This window comes from Halalkalicoccus sp. CG83 (genome assembly GCF_037081715.1).
GTDB lineage: Archaea > Halobacteriota > Halobacteria > Halobacteriales > Halalkalicoccaceae > Halalkalicoccus > Halalkalicoccus ordinarius.
This window is the reverse complement of the sequence record NZ_JAZDDH010000002.1, coordinates 595,278-609,259: the sequence shown is the minus strand read 5'-3', so window position 1 is coordinate 609,259 and position 13,982 is coordinate 595,278. Positions and strand designations below refer to the sequence as shown.

General features: G+C 68.2%; 15 protein-coding genes. 8 read left to right on the top strand and 7 right to left on the bottom strand.

The window, feature by feature from the left end:
• Positions 1-3: 3 nt before the first annotated feature.
• Both V0Z78_RS16775 and V0Z78_RS16770 read right to left on the bottom strand, forming a co-directional pair.
• Entirely contained in the window at positions 4-1,803 is a 1,800-nt protein-coding gene (locus V0Z78_RS16775; RefSeq protein WP_336345818.1) for a PHP domain-containing protein, read from the bottom strand.
• An 88-nt stretch (positions 1,804-1,891) separates the two neighbouring features.
• Positions 1,892-2,329 carry a DUF5788 family protein gene (locus V0Z78_RS16770; RefSeq protein WP_336345817.1) on the bottom strand — a complete coding sequence of 146 codons (438 nt, stop codon included), beginning with the start codon at positions 2,327-2,329 and terminating at the stop codon, positions 1,892-1,894.
• A gap of 109 nt (positions 2,330-2,438) precedes the next feature.
• Between V0Z78_RS16770 and V0Z78_RS16765 the strand changes: the two genes are divergently transcribed.
• The 4 genes from V0Z78_RS16765 (at position 2,439) to V0Z78_RS16750 (ending at position 6,794) form a co-directional block, all read left to right on the top strand.
• On the top strand, positions 2,439-3,392 hold the full coding sequence (locus V0Z78_RS16765) for a rhomboid family intramembrane serine protease (RefSeq protein WP_336345816.1): 954 nt from the start codon (positions 2,439-2,441) through the stop codon (positions 3,390-3,392).
• Positions 3,392-4,123, top strand: a complete 732-nt coding sequence (locus V0Z78_RS16760; protein ID WP_336345815.1) for an endonuclease V — start codon at positions 3,392-3,394, stop codon at positions 4,121-4,123. The genes V0Z78_RS16765 and V0Z78_RS16760 overlap by 1 nt, the downstream gene beginning before the upstream one ends.
• 497 nt (positions 4,124-4,620) lie before the next feature.
• Complete coding sequence (locus tag V0Z78_RS16755; protein ID WP_336345814.1) at positions 4,621-5,445, top strand: SDR family oxidoreductase; 825 nt, start codon at positions 4,621-4,623, stop codon at positions 5,443-5,445.
• A complete protein-coding gene (locus tag V0Z78_RS16750) occupies positions 5,442-6,794 on the top strand; it encodes a glycerate kinase type-2 family protein (RefSeq protein ID WP_336345813.1) in 1,353 nt (450 codons plus the stop codon). The genes V0Z78_RS16755 and V0Z78_RS16750 overlap by 4 nt, the downstream gene beginning before the upstream one ends.
• Here the strand turns inward: V0Z78_RS16750 and V0Z78_RS16745 are convergent.
• From V0Z78_RS16745 to V0Z78_RS16735, 3 genes are read right to left on the bottom strand one after another with little or no spacing between them, the layout of a single operon-like run.
• Complete coding sequence (locus tag V0Z78_RS16745) at positions 6,766-7,923, bottom strand: M24 family metallopeptidase (RefSeq protein WP_336345812.1); 1,158 nt, start codon at positions 7,921-7,923, stop codon at positions 6,766-6,768. The two genes, V0Z78_RS16750 and V0Z78_RS16745, sit on opposite strands and share 29 nt — an antisense overlap.
• Positions 7,920-8,189, bottom strand: coding sequence for a GNAT family N-acetyltransferase (locus tag V0Z78_RS16740; RefSeq protein ID WP_336345811.1), 270 nt, complete (start codon positions 8,187-8,189; stop codon positions 7,920-7,922). Before V0Z78_RS16740 ends, V0Z78_RS16745 begins: the two co-directional genes overlap by 4 nt.
• Positions 8,190-8,226: 37 nt before the next feature.
• Positions 8,227-9,285, bottom strand: a complete 1,059-nt coding sequence (locus V0Z78_RS16735) for an ArsA family ATPase (RefSeq protein ID WP_336345810.1) — start codon at positions 9,283-9,285, stop codon at positions 8,227-8,229.
• 334 nt (positions 9,286-9,619) lie between these two features.
• On the opposite strand from V0Z78_RS16735, the gene V0Z78_RS16730 reads away from it, so the two are divergent.
• A complete protein-coding gene (locus V0Z78_RS16730) occupies positions 9,620-10,234 on the top strand; it encodes a class I SAM-dependent methyltransferase (RefSeq protein WP_336345809.1) in 615 nt (204 codons plus the stop codon).
• Positions 10,235-10,639: 405 nt separating this feature from the next.
• Entirely contained in the window at positions 10,640-10,813 is a 174-nt protein-coding gene (locus tag V0Z78_RS16725) for a DUF1059 domain-containing protein (protein ID WP_336345808.1), read from the top strand.
• Positions 10,814-10,972: 159 nt separating this feature from the next.
• Here the strand turns inward: V0Z78_RS16725 and V0Z78_RS16720 are convergent, their stop codons facing one another.
• Positions 10,973-12,073 (bottom strand): pyridoxal phosphate-dependent aminotransferase, encoded by a 1,101-nt coding sequence (locus tag V0Z78_RS16720; RefSeq protein WP_336345807.1) that lies wholly within the window; start codon positions 12,071-12,073, stop codon positions 10,973-10,975.
• Between the two features lie 78 nt (positions 12,074-12,151).
• On the opposite strand from V0Z78_RS16720, the gene V0Z78_RS16715 reads away from it, so the two are divergent.
• Together V0Z78_RS16715 and V0Z78_RS16710 are read left to right on the top strand one after the other, a co-directional pair.
• Entirely contained in the window at positions 12,152-12,679 is a 528-nt protein-coding gene (locus tag V0Z78_RS16715; protein ID WP_336345806.1) for a CinA family protein, read from the top strand.
• Between the two features lie 39 nt (positions 12,680-12,718).
• Complete coding sequence (locus V0Z78_RS16710; protein ID WP_336345805.1) at positions 12,719-13,207, top strand: metal-dependent hydrolase; 489 nt, start codon at positions 12,719-12,721, stop codon at positions 13,205-13,207.
• Here V0Z78_RS16710 and V0Z78_RS16705 read toward each other — a convergent pair.
• Entirely contained in the window at positions 13,201-13,971 is a 771-nt protein-coding gene (locus V0Z78_RS16705) for a PHP-associated domain-containing protein (protein WP_336345804.1), read from the bottom strand. The two genes, V0Z78_RS16710 and V0Z78_RS16705, sit on opposite strands and share 7 nt — an antisense overlap.
• Between the last annotated feature and the right edge of the window lie 11 nt (positions 13,972-13,982).

The window sequence follows — 13,982 nt, the reverse complement described above, 5'->3', positions numbered from 1 at the left end:
GCGCTACTCCTCGAGGAACGATCGCACGTCGGCAGCGGAGCCCGCGTTGAGCACGTCACCCGCTTCGGCCCACCCGCGCCGTGCGGTGTGGACGCCGTAGCGAACGTGCTCGAACTCCGCCGGTCCGTGGGCATCGGTGTTGATCGCGACCGTCGCACCGGCCTCGATCGCGACCTTCACCGCCCGTCCCCACAGATCCAGCCGGTTGGGGTTGGCGTTGATCTCGAGGGCCGTGCCGTGCTCGGCGGCGGCCTCGGCGATCGCCTCCAGATCGGGTTCGAGCCCGGGACGGCGAGTCAACAGTCGTCCGGTCGGGTGGCCGAGCACGTCGGTCTCGGGGTGTGAGATCGCCGCCACGAGCCGGTCGGTCGCCGCATCGGGCTCCATGTCGAGCGCGCTGTGGGGCGAGGCGACCACCAGATCCAGCTCTTCGAGAACGTCCCTTCCGACGCTCAGCCCGCCCTCGCGGTCGACGTTGGCCTCGACGCCCGCGAACACGTCGATTCCCGCCTCCTCGTCGACCTCACGAATCCGCTCGATCTGTTCGAGCAGCTCCTCGTCCGAGAGCCCGACCCCGCCGACCATCCCCGGGCCGGTCGCGTGGTCGGCGACGGCGAGGTAGTCGTGGCCGAACGCCTCGGCGGCCTCGACGAGTTCCTCGATCGAGGTGGTGCCGTCGGACCACTCGGTGTGGGTGTGCAGGTCGCCGCGGACGTCGCCCTCCTCGATCAGCTTCGGAAGGGCGTCGTCCGCCGCGGCGTCGATCTCGCCGGTGTCCTCGCGGAGTTCGGGCGGGATCCACGCCAGATCGAGGGCGTCGTACATCCCCTCCTCGGTCTCGCCGGCGACCCGCTCGCCCGCGCGCTGGCCGCTCGTATCGTCGAGATCGGAAACATCGTCAGAAGCGTCCGCTTCTGACTGGCCAGCCGAGCTTCGCTCGGTGACGTCGAAGATCCCGTACTCGTTGACCTTCAGGTCTCGATCCAGCGCGCGGTTTCGAAACCGGATGTTGTGGGCCTTGCTCCCCGTGAAGTACTGGAGCGCGCTGCCGAACTCCTCGGGAACGACGACCCGGAGGTCGACCCGGATCCCGCCGACGCGGATCGAGGCCTTGTTCTCTCCGGACTCGATCACGCCTTCGACCCGCTCCCAGCCGGTGAACACCTCGACTGCCCCCTGAAGGTCGTCGCTCGCGGCGAGCACGTCGACGTCGCCGATCGTCTCGCGCCAGCGGCGGATCGAGCCCGCGACCTCACAGCGTTCGATCGCCTCCGCTTCCCGGAGATGGGTGAGGACGTCGTCCGCGAGCGGCCGGGCGTCACCGAGCAGTTCGCGTTCGCGAGCCTCGCGGGCGAACTCGAGCTTCTCCAGGACGTTCTCCTCGGTCTTGGGGCCGAACCCCTTGATCTCGCGGATCTCCCCGCCGCTCGCGGCCTCCTCGAGGTCTGCGAGGTTCGTCACGCCGAGCTCCCGGTAGAGCGTTCCGGCCGTTTTGGGCCCGACCCCCTCGACGCTCGTGAGCTCGTCCATGTCGACGGGTAGCTCGACTCGCAGCTCCTCGAGCTCCTCGATCTCGCCGGTTTCGAGGTACTCGATCGCCTTCGAGGAGATGGCGTCGCCGACGCCGTCGATCTCCTCGACGGCGTCCTGGCCCTCGCTTGCGAGCTCCTCGATCGCGATCGGGTGCTCGCGGATGCTGTCGGCAGCCCGTCGGTAGGTGTTGGGCTTGTACTCGACGTCGTTCGCCTCGAGGAAGTCGGCGTACTCCTCGAAGAGGGCGGCGAGCTCGGCGTTGCGGCTCATGTCCGCTCGAACGTACCGGCCGACGGTATTTCCACCGGTCGAGCGAACGCCGGTAGGGGCGTGCGTTCGAGGGGACCCTCGGGCCGCGCTATCGCCTGTTGGGCGTGTTCTCCTCGTCCATCCCGAGCGCCTGGCGCATGAAGCGCGTCCAGCGCTTGCGGTCGGCGATCTCCTGGGCTTTGGCCTCGGCCTCGACGTCCGCCGGACCCAGGTTCTGGAGCCCCTCGAGCGCGCGGTCGATTCCGATGATCGACTCGGCAATGCGTTCGCCCTCCTCGCGGCTGATCTCGCCCTCCTCCAGCCGGTCCATCCGCTCGATCCGCTCGCGCCGCAGGTTGCGTTTGGCTTGCTCGACGCGTTCTCGCTCACCCGAGGGGATCGTCTCGCGGCGCTTGATCTCGAAGACGAAGTCTCGAAGTTCGACGCGCTCGCCCTGGACGTCGATCTCCTCGGGGATCTGCGCGCCGATGGTCGCCCCCTCGCGACCGACCCGTTCGAGCAGCTGTTTCCGTTCGTACTCCTGCACGCCTCGGGTTCGGTGATCGAGGGAGAAAAATCCCCTCTCGTCGTCTCGCCGTTTCGTCGTTCCGTCGGATGCCAAACCCCTTTTGTCGCCCCGCCGCGAACCCCCGCCAATGGCGAAGTGTGATCGGTGTGGCGCACACGAGAACCTGCCCTACCGCTGCCAACGCTGCGGTGGGGTCTTCTGTGCCCAACACCGACTGCCGGAGAACCACGACTGTCCGGGCCTCCAGGAGTGGGACGACCCCGACGGACTGTTCGACAGCGGCTTCGACGATGACGTGAACGATCCCGGCGGGCAGCAGGAACGGAGGCTGAGCGACCGAGTGCCGATCAACACCGGCACCGGCGGCCCGCTCGCGTACTTCCGGAACAACATGACCTACGTCTTCCTCGGGGTGATGTGGGTCACGTTCCTGCTGCAGTTCGTCGTCCTCGTCCTCTTCGGGACGGCGCTCCACAACACGCTGTTCCTGCTCGATCCGAACGCACTCGGGAACGTCTGGACGTGGATCACCTCGGTGTTCGCCCACAGCCCGGGCAACTTCTTTCACATCGTCTTCAACAGCATCGTGCTCTACTTCTTCGGGCCGATCGTCGAGCGCAAGGCCGGGAGCAAGGCCTTCGCCGTGCTCTTTCTCGTCAGCGGCGTCGTCGCCGGACTGGCTCAGATCGGCGTCGGGCTGGCGCTCGGCCAGCCGCCGTCGCCCGTCCTCGGCGCCAGCGGCGCGATCATGGCCGTCATGGGCGTGCTCACCGTGCTGAACCCCCAGCTCCGGGTGCTGCTGTTCTTCTTCATCCCGATGCCGCTGTGGCTGCTCACGCTCGGGTTCGCGCTGGTGTCGGTCGGTATCGTCGGCATCGGCGGCGTCGGTGCGGGCGGCGTCGCCCACCTCGCGCACCTCGCGGGGCTGTTCATCGGCCTGGGGTACGGCGAGAAGCTGCGACGCGAGGGCGAGCGCGCGCCCGACCAGCTCCGGTTCGGCGGCGGTCCCGGCGGACCGGGCGGGCCCGGAGGACCCGGCGGACCCGGAGGGCCCGGCGGCCCCGGTCGAGGAGGGTTCTAATGGAGGTCACGCGTCCGGAGTTTCGGCCCGATCCCGCGCTCACCCGCGAGGAGATGGAGAGCCTCCAGCGCGAACTCGCGGCCGAGGCGTGTTTCGGCGACGACGTCTCGCTTCCCGACTCACCGGTCGTCGTCGGCGTCGACCAGGCGTTCCCCGAGGAGCGGGCCGTGAGCGTCGTCGTCGCCATGCGCGACGGCGAGGTGGTAGAACGCGTCTCGTCGGTCACGGAGCTCTCGATCCCCTACATCCCCGGGCTACTCTCCTTTCGCGAGGGCGAGTCGATCCTCGCGGCGTTCGAGAAGCTCGAGTGCGAGCCCGACCTCGCGCTGTTCGACGGCAGCGGCCGGATCCACTTCCGGCAGGCGGGCCTGGCCACCCACATGGGCGTGACGCTGGAGCTGCCGAGCGTCGGCGTCGCTAAGAGCCTGCTCTGTGGCCGGCTGAGCAACCCGCCCGAGGACCCCTTCTCGGAGGGGACGCGCGTCCCGGTCGTCGCCGACGGCCGGGTGGACGTCCCCGAGGGTACCGTGCTCGGCTACGCCGTCCAGACCCGCCAGTACGAGGGAGGATCACGCTACATCAACCCGCTCTACGTGAGCCCCGGCCACCGCGTGAGCGCGGAGACGGCCGCCTCGCTCGCCGAGTCCCACTGTGCGGGCTACAAGCTGCCCGAACCGATCCGGCTCGCGGACCGGTACGCCGGCGAGCGCGCCCGCGAGATCGATGCGTGATCAGTAGCGCCCGTGAGCGCGTTCGGGCTCCGAGCGGCCACCGTCACGGTCGCGTTCGTACCGACTTCCGAGCAGCCGTTCGAGGCGATGGTCGAACTCGCGATCGCTTCAGCTCTCCGTGTGTAGCGCTGGCGCAACAGGGCCAATGCGTTCGCGTCGGGATCGAAGTCCGTCGAAGCAGTCGTCCTCGATCAGGAGCTTCGTCGGCGAGTTGAGGGAGACGTAGACGGCGTACAGCAGGTTCGCCACCCCGAGAGTGAGACCAGACGGTGGTGACGGCGGTCACCACGTGGGTCCACGGCGAACCGGAGTCCGGTCTTCGGAGGACGGCGTACGGCTCGTCCTCGCGGGCTCGGCACCGAGACGTACTCCTCGTCGATTCGCCGCTGGAACCGCTCGGTTCTCGTTCGCGCGCGAGGGCAGGCCGGAAGCGGCAAAAAGCGTTCGCCCGAGCGAACCCGCCAACAGTTAACTCCCCCGCGTCCGACGGACCGGCCATGGAGAAGACCGTCTGTATCACGGGTTGTTCGTCGGGGATCGGTCGGGCGACGGCGCGGGCCTTTCTGGACGAGGAGTGGCAGGTGTACGCGACCGCCCGTGATCCGGAAGACGTCGCAGACCTCGCCGATCTGGGGTGTGAGACCGCCGAACTCGACGTTACAAACGACGCCCAGGTGCTGGCGGTCGTCGAACGGATCATCGACGAGCAGGGTCGGATCGACTGTCTCGTCAACAACGCGGGCTACGGACAGCTCGGTCCGATCGAGGACGTGCCCGTCCGTGACGTCGAGAGGCAGTTCGACGCCAACGTCTACGGCCCCCAACGGCTGATCCAGGAGGTGCTCCCCCACATGCGCGAGCGCGAGGAAGGGACGATCGTCAACGTCTCCAGCGTGGCCGGACGCGTCGCGTTCCCCGGCGGCGGCGTCTACTCCGGCTCGAAGGCCGCCCTCGAGGCGATGAGCGACGCACTGCGCGTCGAGGCCAGTCGGTTCGACGTCGACGTCGTTCTGATCGAGCCCGGTCCCGTCGAGTCGGCGTTCACTGAACGCGCCACCGACGAGACCGACGACGTCCCCCGCTCGCCGGAGTACAGCGACATCTACGGGATCATCGACGACACCCAGGCGGTCGGCGGCGGCGGCCCCGGTGCGGTCCAGCCCGCGGAGGTCGCCGACTGGATCGTCCACGCCGCGAGTTCGACCCGGCCGAACGCGCGCTACCCCATCGGAACGCTCGCGAAGGTCGGGTCGGTCGCCCGACTGCTGCCCGACGGGCTGCGCGATACGCTGTTCAAGCTGGCGCTCAAGATCGCCGGATGATCCACGACCGCGAGGCGCTCGGCGGGACCGAGGCCCGCGAACTCGCGCTCGACTGCGTCGAGGCCGGCATCGAGGCCGCGGATCCCGAACGCGCGATCGAACGGGTGCTCTCGATCGAGGGCGACCGGCTGGTCGTCGACGGGACGAGCCACGGCCTCGCCGACTACGAGGAGGTGATCGTCCTCGGCGGGGGCAACGCGGGCGGGCCGATGGCCGCCGCGCTCGAGCGCGTCCTCGGCGACCGGATCGACCGCGGCGCGATCGTCACGGACGCGCCGCGGGAGACCGAGCGGATCGACGTCCTTCCCGGCGATCACCCGGTCCCCTCCGAACGGGGCGTCGAGTCCACCCGTCGAATGCTCGAACTCGCCGACGACGCTGCTGAGAACGCGCTCGTCCTCGTCGCGATCTCGGGAGGCGGCAGCGCGCTGATGCCCGCGCCCGCCGAGGGCGTCTCGCTCGAGGCGCTCCAGGAGATCACCGAGGCGCTGCTCGCGAGCGGGGCGACGATCGACGAGATCAACGCCGTCCGCAAACACTGTTCGGCGCTGAAGGGCGGCGGGCTCGCACGACGGGCCGCCCCCGCGACGGTCGTCTCGCTGATCGTCAGCGACGTCGTCGGCAACGACCTGAGCACGATCGCGAGCGGTCCCACCGTGCCCGACGGGACGACGTTCGCCGACGCGCGCGCAGTGCTCTCGCGCTACGGGATCGACCCGCCCGCGGAGATCGCACGGCGGCTCGAACGCGGCGACGAGGGTGAGGTGGCCGAAACGCCCGGACCGGACGATCCCGCCTTCGATCGGATCGAGAACCACGTGCTCGCCGACGGGTTCACCCCGCTCGCGGCCGTCCGCGATCTCGCACGCGAACGGGGGTACGAGCCGTTGATCCTCACCTCGCGCGTTCGGGGCGAGGCGCGCGAGGCCGCGAAGACCCACGCGGCGATCGCAGAGGAGGTCCGCGCGAGCGGCAATCCGATCGAGGCCCCCGCCGTGATCTGTTCGGGCGGCGAGACGACGGTCACCCTCCGTGGCGAAGGGACCGGCGGCCCGAACCAGGAGTTCGCGCTGAGCGCGGCGTTCGAACTGCGCGGCGAGGAGGCCGTCGCGCTCGCGAGCGTCGACACCGACGGGATCGACGGCGCGACCGAGGTCGCGGGCGCGCTGATCGACGGCGAGACCGTCTCCGATCCCGAGCGGGCGCGCGACGCGCTCGAGGACAACGACGCCAACCCCTATCTCGACGAGCGGGACGCGCTGATCGAGACGGGTTCTACAGGAACGAACGTCAACGACCTCCGGGTGCTCGTGGTGGGCGCTACCGCCAGCCCCGAGACGAGCCGTTGAGCCGGCGGGCGCCGTCGTCGGTGACGCACACGAGGTCCTCGATCCGGACGCCGAACTCGCCCTCCAGGTAGATCCCCGGCTCGACGCTGAAGACCATGCCGGGTTCGAGCTCTCGGGAGTTACCCGCGACGAGATAGGGTGGCTCGTGGACCTCGCAGCCGACGCCGTGGCCCGTTCTATGGGTGAACGCCTCGCCGTAGCCCGCCCGCTCGATCACCTCCCGCGCCGCGGCGTCGACCGCCTCGGCGGGGACGCCGGGCTCGATTCGATCGATCGCCGCCCGCTGGGCCTCGCGGACGACGTCGTGAACGTCCTCGAACCCCGCCGGCGGCTCGCCCGATCGCGGCTCGTCGCTGCTCTCCTTCGCGGAACGGGGTTCCGCGCCGAAGACGACGGTCCGGGTCTGGTCGCTCGGATAGCCGTCGACGCGCGTCCCGAAGTCGAGCACGACCGGGTCGCCCGCCTCGATCTCCCGACTACTCCGACGATGATGGGGTCGCGCCCCGTTGGGCCCCGAGGCGACGATCGTCTCGAAGGCGGGCTCCTCGCCGCCGGCGCTCGCCAGTTGAGAATCGATCTCGCGGGCGAGGTCGCGTTCGGTCACGTCGATCGCCTCCTCACCGAGCGTGCGGATCTCCTCGCTCACCCGATCCGCAAGCGCGCTCGCACGTTCGATCGCGTCTATCTCGGCGTCGTCCTTCCGAATCCGGAGGTCCGCGAGCACCTCGCTCGCCAGCCCGAACTCGGCGTCCGTCGCTGCTCGCAGGTCCTGCGTGAAGCGTGCCCACATGCGATCGTCGACGAGCACCCGATCAGGATCGATCTCGAAGACGATCGCGTCGAGACGGTCGCGGGGGTCCTCGTGGTCGTCCCAGAGCCGCACGTCGGAGAGCCAGGTCTCGGAGAGCTGCTCGTCGTACATCGTCGGGGCGAGGAGAATCGGTTCGCCCTCGCGGGGGACGAACAGGAGGAAATGACGTTCGGAGGGCTCGTCCCGAAACCCCGTGAGATACTGGAGGTTCGGGCCGGGGAGAAGGACGAGACAGTCGGCGCCGGCGTCGCGGAGCGCACTCCGGCAGGCACGGGTTCGGCCCTCGTAGTCGAACTCGGAGCCGTAGTCGTCGCTCATGGCCGGGATTCGGATCGGTTCGAGATAAACGCGGGCGTATCGAACGACAGCGTCCCGAACCCGTGGATCCCCTCGCCGCCCTCGGCGACGACGAACCGGTCCTCGACGGACTCGATCGCCATCGCGTAGTCCGCCGATTCACAGCCCGCCGCCCACGCGTCGACCTGTTCCTCGGAGTACGCCTCGGTGCCGAGCCCGCGGATGGAGTCGGCGTGGACCTCCCGAACGGTTTCCGCGTCCTCCGGCGTCGCCTCGCGGATCTCCATGCGGGATACGCTCGCTCGAGGGGAATAAATCCGGGCGTCAGTCGAGACAGGCGGCGACGAGTTCGAGCATTTGCTCGCCCCGTACCTCGTCGGCGAAGAGCGGCACTCGTTTGACGTCGTGGCCACGGAAGAGCTCCTGTGCGCTCGAGAGGGCGCCCTGCTGGACCTTCCAGCGGCGTTTGCAGAACTCACAGCCCTCGAGATCCGGCGAGACGAACGCGTCGGGATCGGCGCCCGCGACGTCGGCCAGGTTCTCCATCACCCGGTTGACCACGACCGTCGAGACGGGGATCTCGAACTCCTCGAGCCGCGAGAGCAGTCGTTTGGACTCGACGACGCTCATCTCCTCGGGCACCATCACGACCCGGAAGTCGGTCTTCGTCGGGTCGCGAAGCACCGATCGGAGGCGCTCGATTCGCTCGCGGAGTTCGTCGAGATCGGCCATTCCCGCCTCCGGATCGGCGTCGCCGCCGAACATCCCCTTCACGCCCTCGAACATCCCCTGCATCCGCTGGCGAAACTGGAGGAGCCGACCGACCATCGTGTCCATCACCTCGGGAAGCTCGAGCAGTCTGAGGGTGTGACCCGTCGGCGCCGTGTCGATCACGACCCGGTCGAAGCGGTCGTCGTCGAGGTAGGTGAGAAGCTGGCGCATCGCCGCCGCCTCGTCGGCACCGGGTATCGCCCCGCCGCCCAGCAGGTCGCCGAGCGGGTTCTCTCCCTCGTCGTTCTCGCCGCCGAGCAGTCCCTCGAACCCGCCGAGGTCGCCGCCCTCGCCCAGCGGTCCTCCCGCCTCGAGCGCCTGATCGGGGTCGATCTCGGCGGCGAACAGCGGGATCGCCTCGCGGATCCGCTCGGGCTCGGCGGCGATCTCGGTCTCGAGCGTATCCGAGAGCGAATGGGCGGGGTCGGTCGAGACGACGAGCGTGGCAGTACCGTCGCGGGCGCTCGCGAGCGCTGTCGCGGCGGCCATCGTCGTCTTCCCGACGCCGCCCTTCCCTCCGTAGAGCACGTAGTCGGGGGCGTCGACCCCCGTAGGGAGCGATACGCCGGCGTCCTCGACCCGTTCGACGGGCTCGACGTCCAGTTCGGCCATGTCCGCCCTTTTCGATCCGCGGTTGTGTACCCGTCGGTCCCGGTCCAGTAGGTCTACAGCAAGGGGAGTTCGTAGCACCGCGTTCGAGTAGTCGATACCCGATCGCTCTCTCAGGGTGCGTGAGATACGGTGGATCCATTCAGCACACACGGTACGTCATCTCCGGGTAGATTCACTGATTCGCGAGCCCAGCTACCGATAGACGACCCACTATAGCCGGGAGGACGTGGTATCTGCTAGCTTATGGCTTCACGTCGTGTATATCCACCGAGGGGATGGACATGACTACGCCAAACGTCGTAACCGAAGGCTGGCGACACGGTGGTGGGCAGGGGTGAACTACGAGTTCGCGTACGGAATCGGCTTCCACCCGTGGGAGGACGCCGTTGAAGAGCCGTTGTTCGTCGAGAGGATCACGCAACTGTTCGAGGAAGAAGAGCGTGACCGTGAGCCGCCCTACGGACGAGCGCTCGATGTCGGCACCGGGAGCGGGATCTGGGGAATCGAACTGGCGAAACGTGGATGGCAGGTCACGGGTATCGACAACGTCGAGAAAGCCCTGCAACGAGCCCGTGACCGGATCGGGACTACCGGTGTCGAGATGGGACTCGTCCTCGGTGATGTGACGGACCTTCGCGCGTCCGGAATCGATCCCGGATACCAGTTGATACTCGATACGGGGACCTTCCACGGGTTGAACCGCGAACAACGAGAGGCAATGGGTCGGGAAGTCGATGCGGTCGCCGCACCCGATGCCAGCGTACTCATGCTCACGTGGGAGCCAAAGCGCAGAGGGCCGCTACCGCGGGGGGCGAGCCGCAGCGAGATCGAGGCGGCGTTCCCCGGCTGGACGGTGACCGATCTGGGAGAGACGCACTTCGAGGCACCAAGACCGGTCGAACTGCTGTTGAAGCCCGACGAGCACTGGTACCGGCTCCGACGCGGGTAACTCACACGTGCCAAATCACCCGTTGGATTTCCGTCCGTCTGGGATCGACGCGTCTCCGCCTCTGTGCTGAACATGCGCCTTCCGGTTGGTAGATGATGACTATCGGCGTGCTATACCCGGTGGCTGTGAGACGGACGTTCCCTCCGAACGCGATAGCTCTGAATCATCCATTCGACACGCCATTTCTGCTAGTGACTGGGAAGGTCAGCCGAACCCTCACGATCCGATCGACCATCGCACTACACTGCTGGCCCGATTCCAGAGGAGGACAGCGGTCGGTCGAAGTAGTTTGAGTGAAGTCGCCGGATAACGATCCGTACTATCCGTTGCATCCGGAGCGATGGCACGTCCCGGTGGATGTACCGATAGCGCTATCCACGCGACTGCCCTATAAATAACGATCATATGCCAAAGAAACTGGAATGTCCTCTCGATGGATGCCATGCGACTATCGAAGCCGAAACCGAAGAGGAGGTCCTGTCGCAAGCCGAGAAACACGCTGAGAGCGAACATCCCGAGCTGGAGTTCGACGACGGGACGGTCGAAGACCTCCGTTCGAGGATTCAAGACGTCCAATAACACTCGGGAGTCCCAACGAACTGCGGATATCTCCACTGGTTCGCTAAACCGTGCACACCGGACGACGGTGCGTGGATCGGGATCCGCAACCGACCGGTGTGATCGATACGCGTCCTCTATCCAGTAGATGGAGTCCGGCGGTCACCGCCGTCGATCCGCTCAACCGAAGTACTCGGCGAGCCGGTCCGCGGCCTCCTCCGCGCGTGGCGTGACCAGCGCGAAGCGGATCCACTCCTCTCGGCTCGATCCGAACGCATCGCCGGGCATCCCCGCGACGCCGGCCTCGTCGATCAGTCGCTCGACGTTCTCCATCGTTCCCGGATAGCCATCGAAGCGCGCGAGCACGTAGAACGAGCCGTCGGGACGGGTGTAGGATGCCCCCGCCTCCGCGAGCGCATCGGTGAAGGCGTCCAGACGTTCCGCGAGCATCACCCGGTTTCGCTCGTAGTAGTCGGGGCCGGTCTCGCGGAGCGCGCGCAAGACGGCGTACTGGGCCGGACGGGAGCCGGCGACGTTGATCAGCATGTGACGGGTGCGCGCCCCCTCCGCGAGTGCGGGCGGCAGCACCGCGTAGCCGACGCGAAAGCCCGTGATCGCCATCGACTTCGAGAAACCGCTCGTGACCGCTCGGTGAGTGGAGTCGAACGCGAGCGCGCTCTCGAACCGCCCGGAGTGATCGAAGTGGTCGTAGACCTCGTCGCTCACGAGGATCGCGTCGTGCTCCTCGGCGATCGAGACGAGTTCGCGCATCGTCCCCTCGCCGTAGACCGCTCCCGTGGGGTTGTTGGGCGTGTTGACGACGATCGCCGCGGTCCCCTCGTTCGCGTGCTCGCGAATCGCATCGGGGTCGAGGCGGCCGTCCTCCCCGACCGGAACGTACGTCGCCTCCCCGCCGAGCATGCTCGTCTTCCCAGGGTAGTAGGGGTAGACCGGATCCGTGAGGAGCACCTCGCTTCCCGACCCGCGCTCGAGCGCTCCGGCCATCGCGAGGTAGTTGGCCTCGCCGGTGCCGTCGGTGACGATCACGGACTCCGTCGGGACCGATCGTCGAGCGGCGATCTCCTCGCGCAGCTCGGCGAGACCGTCGCTCGGCGGGTACTGGAACTCCTCGACCGGGAGGTCGGCGTACTCGCGTAGCCCCTCGCGGAGCGCCTCGGGCGGCTCCCAGTCGGGGTTGCCGCTGACCATGTCGATCACGTCCCGATCCGCCTCGGCGGCGTAGCGCATCACCTGGAAGAAGAGGGGCTTCTCGTAGTCCATGTCATCTCTCGGAAGCGATCTACCCTCCCTCTTTCGGACTCCGCAGGAGGTATGGGGAGGCTCGCCGTAGCCGGGACTATGGACGAAACCGGGAACGACCCCGTCGAGAGACGGGTCGGGGAGGCGCTGCGTGAGGCCGGAGCGACCGCCGCGGTCGCGGAGTCCTGTACCGGCGGGCTGGTCTGCTCGCTGCTGACGGACGTCCCCGGATCGAGCGACTACCTCGATCGAGGGTTCGTCACCTACGCCTACGACGCCAAACGCGAGAGCCTCGGCGTCTCCCGCGAGGCGCTCGACACCCACGGCGCGGTCTCGGAGCCGGTCGCCCGCAAGATGGCCCGTGCGGCCCGCGACGTCTCGGACGTCACCTGGGGGCTCAGCACCACCGGCGTCGCCGGCCCCTCCGGCGGCAGCGAGGAGACCCCCGTGGGGACCGTCTACGTCGGCGTCGCCTACGCCGGCCCCTGGGGGACCGAGAGCTCCTACGCCACCGTCTCTCGCCACGAGTTCGACGGCTCGCGGACCGAGATCAAGGGGAAGATCGCCCGACGGGCGCTCGCCGACCTGCTCGACGAGATCGACGACCGGGACCGGTCCGGCGTCTGACGCAATCGTTATCGTTCGCCGGCGTAATATATCAAATATATGAACAAACGTGGGCACGTGCTGAACGCGGTGTTGCTGAGCATCGGGTTGGGCTACGTCGTTCACCCCGCGGGCGACGTCGAGACCCTCACCGCGATCGCGGAGCTGTTCGTCCCGATCGTCCTCGGCGCGCTGTTCCCGGACGTCGACGCCGTCCTCGGGCGCCACCGCAAGACGCTCCACAACCTGCCCGTGCTGGCGGTCGTGCTCGCGTATCCGATCCACTTCGCCAACCTCCACTGGGTGTGGATCGGCGTGCTCACCCACTACGTGCTCGACCTGCTGGGAACGAGGCGCGGACTCGCGCTGTTCTATCCGTTCTGGGAGAAGGAGTACGGCCTCCCGTTCGGCGTCCCCGTGAGCAGCCGGTGGGCGCCGTACGTCGTGGTGCTCGTGACCGCCGTCGAACTGGCGGCGGCGGCGCTGCTCGTCCACGGCCTGCCGCCGGAACTCGCGGAACGCGCGCTCGCGGCGATCGGCGCTCAGTAGACGGCGACGTCGTCGAACCGGCCCTCATAGGCGAGGTGGCGCGGGTGGGTCGCCTCCCGGCCCGACAGCACGATGCGATCGACCTTCTCGACCGAGTTCTCCCAGCCCAGATGAGCGAACTCCGTGGCGCGCCGGAGGCGGTGTCTCGGACCGGATCGTCGGAACACCCGTCGAGGGACCCCCGAGCGCAGCGCGTCGTGAAGGTCCTCAGGGGTGTCGATCGTCGTCTCGAACGTCGTCCAGACCTCGCCGACGGTCCGCCGGAGGTGGGCGTACGAGGAGCCGAAGGCGGGCAGTCCCGTCTCCATGGCGATCTCCCGGGCGCGGCGGTTGTGGCTCGCGCGGTGTTTCGGGTTGTACGCCTCGACCGCGTGGAACGCTCCCGAATGCCGGTTGAGGTCGATCACGTCGACGCTGACGGTCGCGAACTCGGGGTGGGGCGCGAGCACGACGGCGCCCTGGCGTTCGAGTTCGGCGAGCGTCCCCTCGAAGGTGAGGTAGTCGGGAATCGGTGCCTCGAGGTCGAGCGCGAGGACGTGCTTCCGATCGCCCCAGGCGCCGGTGAAGAGTTCGCGGGCGGGCACGATCAGGAGGTCCTCGTCGCTGAAGCGCTCGGCGCGCTCGCGGATCTCCGGCCAGCGGGTGAAGTGGGGCGCGTAGACGAGGACGTCGAGACCGCGGCGCTGCGCCCGTGCGACGACGCGCTCGTCGAGCAGCTTCACGTGGCAGTCGACCCGCGGTCCCGAACCGGATGGCTCGCTCATGGGAGCGGCTT